Here is a 6386-nt window from a genome sequence, read left to right on the forward strand (position 1 = left end):
TTAAAAATTACTTATCATGAGGTGATTTTGTATGATGTTTACTGACAATTTAATAAATAAAAATAAGATGTTTCTTGCTGGGGAATGGGTATCTCGTGATAAAAGCATTGAAGTCTTGGATCCACAAGATCATAGTTTAATCACAACAGTTCCTGCTGCTAATGAAAAAGACGTCATTTATACTATTGAAGAAGCAAAAAAAGGAGTAAAAATAGCAGCAGATATGCCAACACATGAAAGAATTGCTATTCTTCATCGTGCTGCGGACTGGATCTTTGAAAATAAGGAAAGATATGCAACTACCATTGCTCGTGAGGGAAGTAAAACAATTAAAGAAGCAAGGAAAGAAGTACTACGTTGTATTGAAACACTTCGTATAAGTGCTGAAGAAGCAAGGAGAATGAATGGAGAAACCATTCCGTTTGATCAAATGCCAGGAAGCGAAGATCGCATAGGTTACTATTATCGTTTTCCTATTGGAATTATTGTAGCTATAACACCTTTTAACGATCCATTGAATCTTGTTGCACATAAAGTGGGTCCTGCCATTGCTGCTGGGAACGCTATTATTGTGAAACCAGCAACTGTAACACCATTAAGTGCTCTCTTATTGGCAGAAGCTTTTGAAAAAGCCGGTTTGCCACCGAAAGTTTTATCCGTCATTACCGGTCATCCAGGTGACATGGGAGATAGCCTAATTACTCATTCAGCTATACGAATGATTTCTTTTACAGGAGGACTTGCCACTGGCAAAGCAATTATTCAAAAAGCAGGCTTGAAAAAGATATGTATGGAGCTTGGATCAAACTCACCCGTTATTGTATTGAAAGATGCCGATTTAGAAGAAGCTGTGAAATCAACTGTTTCTGGAGCATTTTGGGCAGCTGGACAAAATTGTTTAGGGGTACAGAGAATATATGTTCAAGAAGGTATTTATCATGACTTTATTGGTAAATTTATTGATCGTACTCAACAATATCGAGTAGGTGATAAATTATTAGAAGAAACAGATATGGGACCAATGATCTCCGAAATAGAAGCAAAACGTGTTGAAAGATGGGTAAATGAAGCTGTTGAGAAAGGTGCAAAGTTGCTTTGTGGTGGAAAACGGGAAGGATCTTTTTATCAACCTACTGTTTTAGTTAATGTACCAGAAGATTGTAAATTGGCAACGGAAGAGGTTTTTGGCCCAGTTGTTACCATTTATAATGTTCCTGACCTTGATACGGCTATTTCCCAATCTAATCGTGTAGATTTCGGATTGCAAGCAGGTATATTCACTCGTGATTTAGATAAGGCATTTAGAGCCATACGTAAACTTGATGTAGGTGGGGTTATGGTAAATGATAGCTCAGATTATCGCATTGATGCGATGCCTTTCGGAGGTGTAAAAGGTTCTGGTTTAGGTCGCGAGGGAATTAAGTTTGCGCTTCAAGAAATGACTGAACCAAAAGTTGTTTGTTTTAAAGTTAATAAAACAATATGATCACATAAGGGCTGACCTGTGCAGGTCAGTCTTTATATTAAATATTCTGATTTTTCTGTAAGAATGTAACCTTTGTATATTGCTATCTATTAAAATAAGTACTTGCAGAGTAGTAAATAACGAGGAGGAGACTAGATGCCAAACACAAATAATACCAATGAAAACCAGTTGAAACGTTCAATGAAAAGCAGGCATTTGTTCATGATTTCGCTAGGTGGTGTAATTGGAACGGGTCTTTTTCTGAGCAGTGGATATACAATTAGCCAAGCTGGACCAGGAGGTACGATTCTCGCTTACTTAGTAGGCGGATTAATCATGTACCTTGTCATGTTATGCCTGGGCGAACTAACTGTTGCTATGCCAGTAACAGGTTCATTTCAAACTTACGCTACCAAATTTATCGGTCCTGCAACTGGATTTACTATTGGTTTAATGTACTGGCTTACTTGGGTGGTAACGGTAGGTTCCGAATTTACCGCCTCTGGACTGTTGATGCAGAGGTGGTTTCCTCACACTTCTGTTTGGATGTGGAGCGCCGTCTTTGCGCTTCTAATATTTTTACTTAATTCCTTTTCAGTAAAAATATTTGCAGAAACCGAATTTTGGTTTTCAGGTATTAAAATAATTACTATTATCTTATTTATTGTACTTGGAGGATCTGCAATGCTTGGATTTATTCCAATGGATGATAGGGCCTCTGCCCCCATGCTTTCTAATTTCACTGCAGATGGGAGTCTTTTCCCAAATGGCCTGCTTCCAGTTTTTATGGCCATGATTTCCGTTAATTTTGCCTTTTCAGGAACAGAACTTATTGGCATTGCTGCTGGAGAAAGTGAAAACCCAGAAAAAGACGTTCCTAGATCTATTAGAAATGTAATTTGGCGAACAATGTTTTTCTTTGTTGGTGCAATTTTTGTGTTATCTGGTTTAATCTCTTGGGAAGAAGCAGGAGTCATTGAAAGTCCATTTGTGATGGTTTTTGACAACATCGGAATTCCTTATGCAGCTGATATTATGAACTTTGTTATTATTACAGCTTTACTCTCTGTAGCGAACTCTGGTCTATATGCATCTACTCGTATGTTATGGTCTCTTTCAAATGAGAAAATGATAAGTTCATTTTTTGGAAAGATAACGTCAAATGGAGTACCATTGAATGCTTTAGTTATAAGTATGGCAGTAGCTTGTTTATCTCTATTATCTAGTGTATTTGCACCTGATACAGTTTATGTAGTACTTGTGGCAATATCAGGATTTGCAGTAGTAGTAGTTTGGATAGGGATTGTTTTATCACAATACATGTTCCGTAAACATTTTTTGAAAATGGGTGGAGATATTAAAAATTTAAAATTCCGTACACCACTTTATCCTTTTGTACCCATTGCTGCTTGTGTTTTGTGTCTTGCTTCTTGTATAGGTCTTGCTTTTGATGCGAGCCAAAGAATTGCTCTGTATTGTGGAGTACCTTTTATTATTTTATGCTATCTCTTCCACTATATGAAAAATCGAGGAAATAAGGATCAGATAAATACTTATAATATAACGGATGATTATATTAGGAATATTAAGTAAAGAGATTTTTTGCTAATGGGTGCGTTAGCTGAAAATCTAAGCTTTTAAGGCAGCTTTTTCTTTATGCAACTGGGACAATTTAGTTCAACTTAATGCAAAAATAAATAAAAGCATACGTTGGTGATTCATACCATCGTATGCTTAAAATTTCATTCACTTTTAGTTAATCAAGAAATTCTAATTTTAATGATTAATATTCGTTGAAAAATTGCTGAATTTCTTTTGGATCATCTGTTTTTGTTAATGCAAGCATCGTCAAAATACGTGCTTTTTGAGGATTAAGTGAGTCCGCTGTAACAAAGTTATTTTCATCGTCAATCTTTTCTCTCGTAACAATACCATTTCCTACACGGCTAGAGCGAGTAATAATCACGCCTTTTTTGACAGCGTCTTTAGCACCCTCAAAAGCAGTATCAGAAGTTAAGCCGTTTCCTTCACCTGCTATTATGATTCCTTTAGCTCCTGCTTTCACAGCTGCATCGTAAAAATATCTACTATCATTTTGATAGCTATAAATAATGTCCACTTGAGGAAGTTTATCTAGTTTTGATACATCAAACACCGATTTGATTGTATGTTTACGAGTGGGTTCATTGTAGAAAAATATTTTATTACCTGCGATTGCTCCTAAATAGCCTTGTTCCTCAGATTGGAATGTATCTGTCATGGTAGTATTGGTTTTTGTTATATAGCGTGCAGAACCTATCCGGTCATTTAATGAGATTAAAACACCTTTGTTCTTAGCATCTTTACTAGCAGCGATTTTTACAGCATTATATAAGTTTAAAGGTCCATCTGCACTTATAGCTGTAGCCGGTCTCATTGATCCAACAATCACGACAGGTTTATTGCTTTTTACGACCAGATTCAGAAAATAAGCAGTTTCTTCTAAGGTATCTGTACCATGTGTTACGACAATTCCATCAACGTCTTTAGATTTTAATAAATCATTAATTCGTTTCGCCAACTTTAATAAGGTTTTATTATCCATATTGTTACTGCCAATATTGGCGATTTGTTCTCCACTCACATTTGCTACTTGTTTTAATTCAGGAACTGCTTTAATTAGTGTTTCAACACCAAGTGCACCTGGTTGATAACCAGTTGTGTCAGTATTTGATGTGGCAGAACCTGCAATCGTTCCACCAGTAGCTATAATTTTCACATTGTTTAACTTTGGATTTGTTGATGTTGCTTCTACTTTCTCTTCTTTTAGATTACTATTTGCTGAGCTATGGATTGCAGTGATAGATCCAGAAAATAATAGTGTAACCAATAGAAATGTGATTCCTAGATATTTTTTTATGTTCATGTCTAGCTAGCTCCTTCTTTATTAATTATGTAATCATTTAATCTTATCTAATGGAAGTATTCTATGTTTTAATTCTGAATTCTTATCTAAAACACCTATCACAATTTGATTATGTTCCGTCAATGTTATGTATCTGAAATAATCATCATCAGAAATCCACAAATTGGTGTCATTCGTCGTTTTTTCCATTTTGGCAAATACATCTACCGTGTACTCAAGGTGAAAAAAATCATCAAATCCCTTGCTTGAGCTGCCTACCCAGGTATACAGAAAATCTTTCAGTGTGATTTGTTCAATCACCGATAATTGTTTCTTGAATTTTAACTTATCTACTGTTACGCTTTTCATCTTTCATCACTCCTTAACGAATATTATATATACATTGAAGTCTCCTTCAACAATGGTATTTGCGTATCAATCCGTATACAGTTTAGTTCATAAAGGACAAATGAAAGTTTAGTCGAAATTCAGGTAAGAGATTTAATTAATTCTAAAAGTGGATTTGAGTCAATATTTTGGACACTTAAAAGTCAATCTTTGAGAGTTAGTTAGTTTTAAGTCTTATACAGAGAATTAACTAATGAGGAACAAGAATTAGAAAAAAAAGAAAGCAAAGAATTACAGTTTCAAGCATATACTAATTAGTTACTCCTATCTTTTTGATCGAAAGGGGTAGACCTCTTTTCTTCAATTCCTCTTCTAGAACGAGGATGATTTTTTTTTCTAAGTCTAATTCAATTGCTTTAAGGTATGAGTCTATCAATAGTTGATCATTTATTTTTTTCATATCTTCCCTCTTCTATTTCTTTAAAACCACGTTTAAACATACAATGAAATGTATTTAATATTAAGTATTAAATAATAATATAATAAGTAAGACAAATTATAGTAATTTATAATTAACGAAGGTAGTCTCCAACTTAAAAATATAGAGTGAACTTTTTTGTAACAAATAGGGTTCATATTTATTCTATATTTCAATCTACATAAAACAATACCGACATCATTAAACACAATATATTTAGAGTAATCTTTTGTGTCCTTTTTACCTTAATTTTCACCTCACAGTTTGTGTCAACCCAACAAACCCGAATGAACTAACGGGTGCGTTCGTATTATAAGGTTAGCCAGTTTTTACTGCCCGGAACTGCCATTTGTTGGCCTCTTTGCTTAATGAACTATAGGGGCAGTTTAGTTTATTAAGGAACCCGATGGAATATATGGTATTATGTGTAATAAGATACATAAGAAAGAATACCAAGGGAGAGTTATTAATGTTTCCAATATTAGAGACAGAAAGACTAATACTAAGAGAAATAACAAAAGAGGATGCAGAAGGTATTTTTGCTTGTTTTTCTAACCACAATGTAACACGTTATTACGGACAAGATACATTACAGAGTATAGAACAGGCAGAGAAGTTCGTGGCTTTCTTTTCAAAAAACTACGATGAAAAAAGAGGCATACGTTGGGGGATTGAAAGAAAAGAGACCAAAGGTATAATTGGAACGATTGGCTTTAATGCTTGGTTGCCTAAACATAAAAGAGCAGAAATAGGATATGAAATCCATCCAGATCAGTGGAGAAAAGGATATACTTCAGAAGCAATATCTAAAGTTCTTTCATATGGCTTTGATGTTATGGATTTAACTCGTATAGGTGCTGTGGTATTTATTGACAATGAAGCATCTAATAATTTACTAACCAAAATTGGTTTTCAAAAAGAGGGAATTTTGAAGAAATATATGCATCAAAATGGTGAAGCACACGATACTTTTGTCTATTCATTACTTGAAAGTAATTTCTAATTAATGTTCTTCCGCCAATAGGTTCGTTAGTTTAATAAAGGGTTGCTGCGGCAACCTTTTTCTTCTGGAACTAAACCAGCTAATAGTTAGTCAACATTTTTCAATGAAAACTTAAAATATTTCATGCTATACTAAATTTGTGCATGCCAAATAACCTTCCAATGAACCGTATTTGGAAAGTTTTGTTATATTTAGTTATACTTTTAAA

General features: G+C 34.4%; 6 protein-coding genes. 3 read left to right on the forward strand and 3 right to left on the reverse strand.

Translation table 11 applies throughout. From position 1 onward, the window contains the following. The first annotated feature begins 34 nt into the window (after positions 1–34). Positions 35–1486, forward strand: coding sequence for an aldehyde dehydrogenase family protein (locus J7I96_RS25105; RefSeq protein ID WP_214923013.1), 1452 nt, complete (start codon positions 35–37; stop codon positions 1484–1486). A 135-nt stretch (positions 1487–1621) separates the two neighbouring features. Further along, positions 1622–3058, forward strand: coding sequence for an amino acid permease (locus J7I96_RS25110; RefSeq protein ID WP_214768441.1), 1437 nt, complete (start codon positions 1622–1624; stop codon positions 3056–3058). 190 nt (positions 3059–3248) lie between these two features. Here J7I96_RS25110 and J7I96_RS25115 read toward each other — a convergent pair whose 3' ends face one another. The 3 genes from J7I96_RS25115 to sda all read right to left on the reverse strand — a co-directional run bounded on the left by J7I96_RS25115 (position 3249) and on the right by sda (position 5157). Then, a complete protein-coding gene (locus J7I96_RS25115) occupies positions 3249–4370 on the reverse strand; it encodes a type II asparaginase (protein ID WP_214768440.1) in 1122 nt (373 codons plus the stop codon). Positions 4371–4403: 33 nt separating this feature from the next. After that, a complete protein-coding gene (locus J7I96_RS25120; protein WP_214768439.1) occupies positions 4404–4718 on the reverse strand; it encodes a hypothetical protein in 315 nt (104 codons plus the stop codon). Positions 4719–5007: 289 nt separating this feature from the next. Continuing rightward, positions 5008–5157: a sporulation histidine kinase inhibitor Sda gene (gene sda, locus J7I96_RS25125; RefSeq protein ID WP_214768438.1), complete on the reverse strand. Its 150-nt coding sequence runs from the start codon at positions 5155–5157 to the stop codon at positions 5008–5010. 487 nt (positions 5158–5644) lie between these two features. On the opposite strand from sda, the gene J7I96_RS25130 reads away from it, so the two are divergent. After that, positions 5645–6178, forward strand: a complete 534-nt coding sequence (locus tag J7I96_RS25130) for a GNAT family N-acetyltransferase (RefSeq protein WP_214923000.1) — start codon at positions 5645–5647, stop codon at positions 6176–6178. Positions 6179–6386: the final 208 nt, after the last annotated feature.

This window comes from Bacillus sp. ISL-78, from assembly GCF_018613455.1.
Taxonomy (GTDB): domain Bacteria; phylum Bacillota; class Bacilli; order Bacillales; family DSM-1321; genus Peribacillus; species Peribacillus frigoritolerans.

Coding starts and splice junctions, on each gene's coding strand:
- sda (WP_214768438.1), bottom strand. CDS start 5,157: ATGAAAAAAATAAATGATCAACTATTGATAGACTCATACCTTAAAGCA.
- J7I96_RS25120 (WP_214768439.1), bottom strand. CDS start 4,718: ATGAAAAGCGTAACAGTAGATAAGTTAAAATTCAAGAAACAATTATCG.
- J7I96_RS25115 (WP_214768440.1), bottom strand. CDS start 4,370: ATGAACATAAAAAAATATCTAGGAATCACATTTCTATTGGTTACACTA.
- J7I96_RS25110 (WP_214768441.1), top strand. CDS start 1,622: ATGCCAAACACAAATAATACCAATGAAAACCAGTTGAAACGTTCAATG.
- J7I96_RS25130 (WP_214923000.1), top strand. CDS start 5,645: ATGTTTCCAATATTAGAGACAGAAAGACTAATACTAAGAGAAATAACA.
- J7I96_RS25105 (WP_214923013.1), top strand. CDS start 35: ATGTTTACTGACAATTTAATAAATAAAAATAAGATGTTTCTTGCTGGG.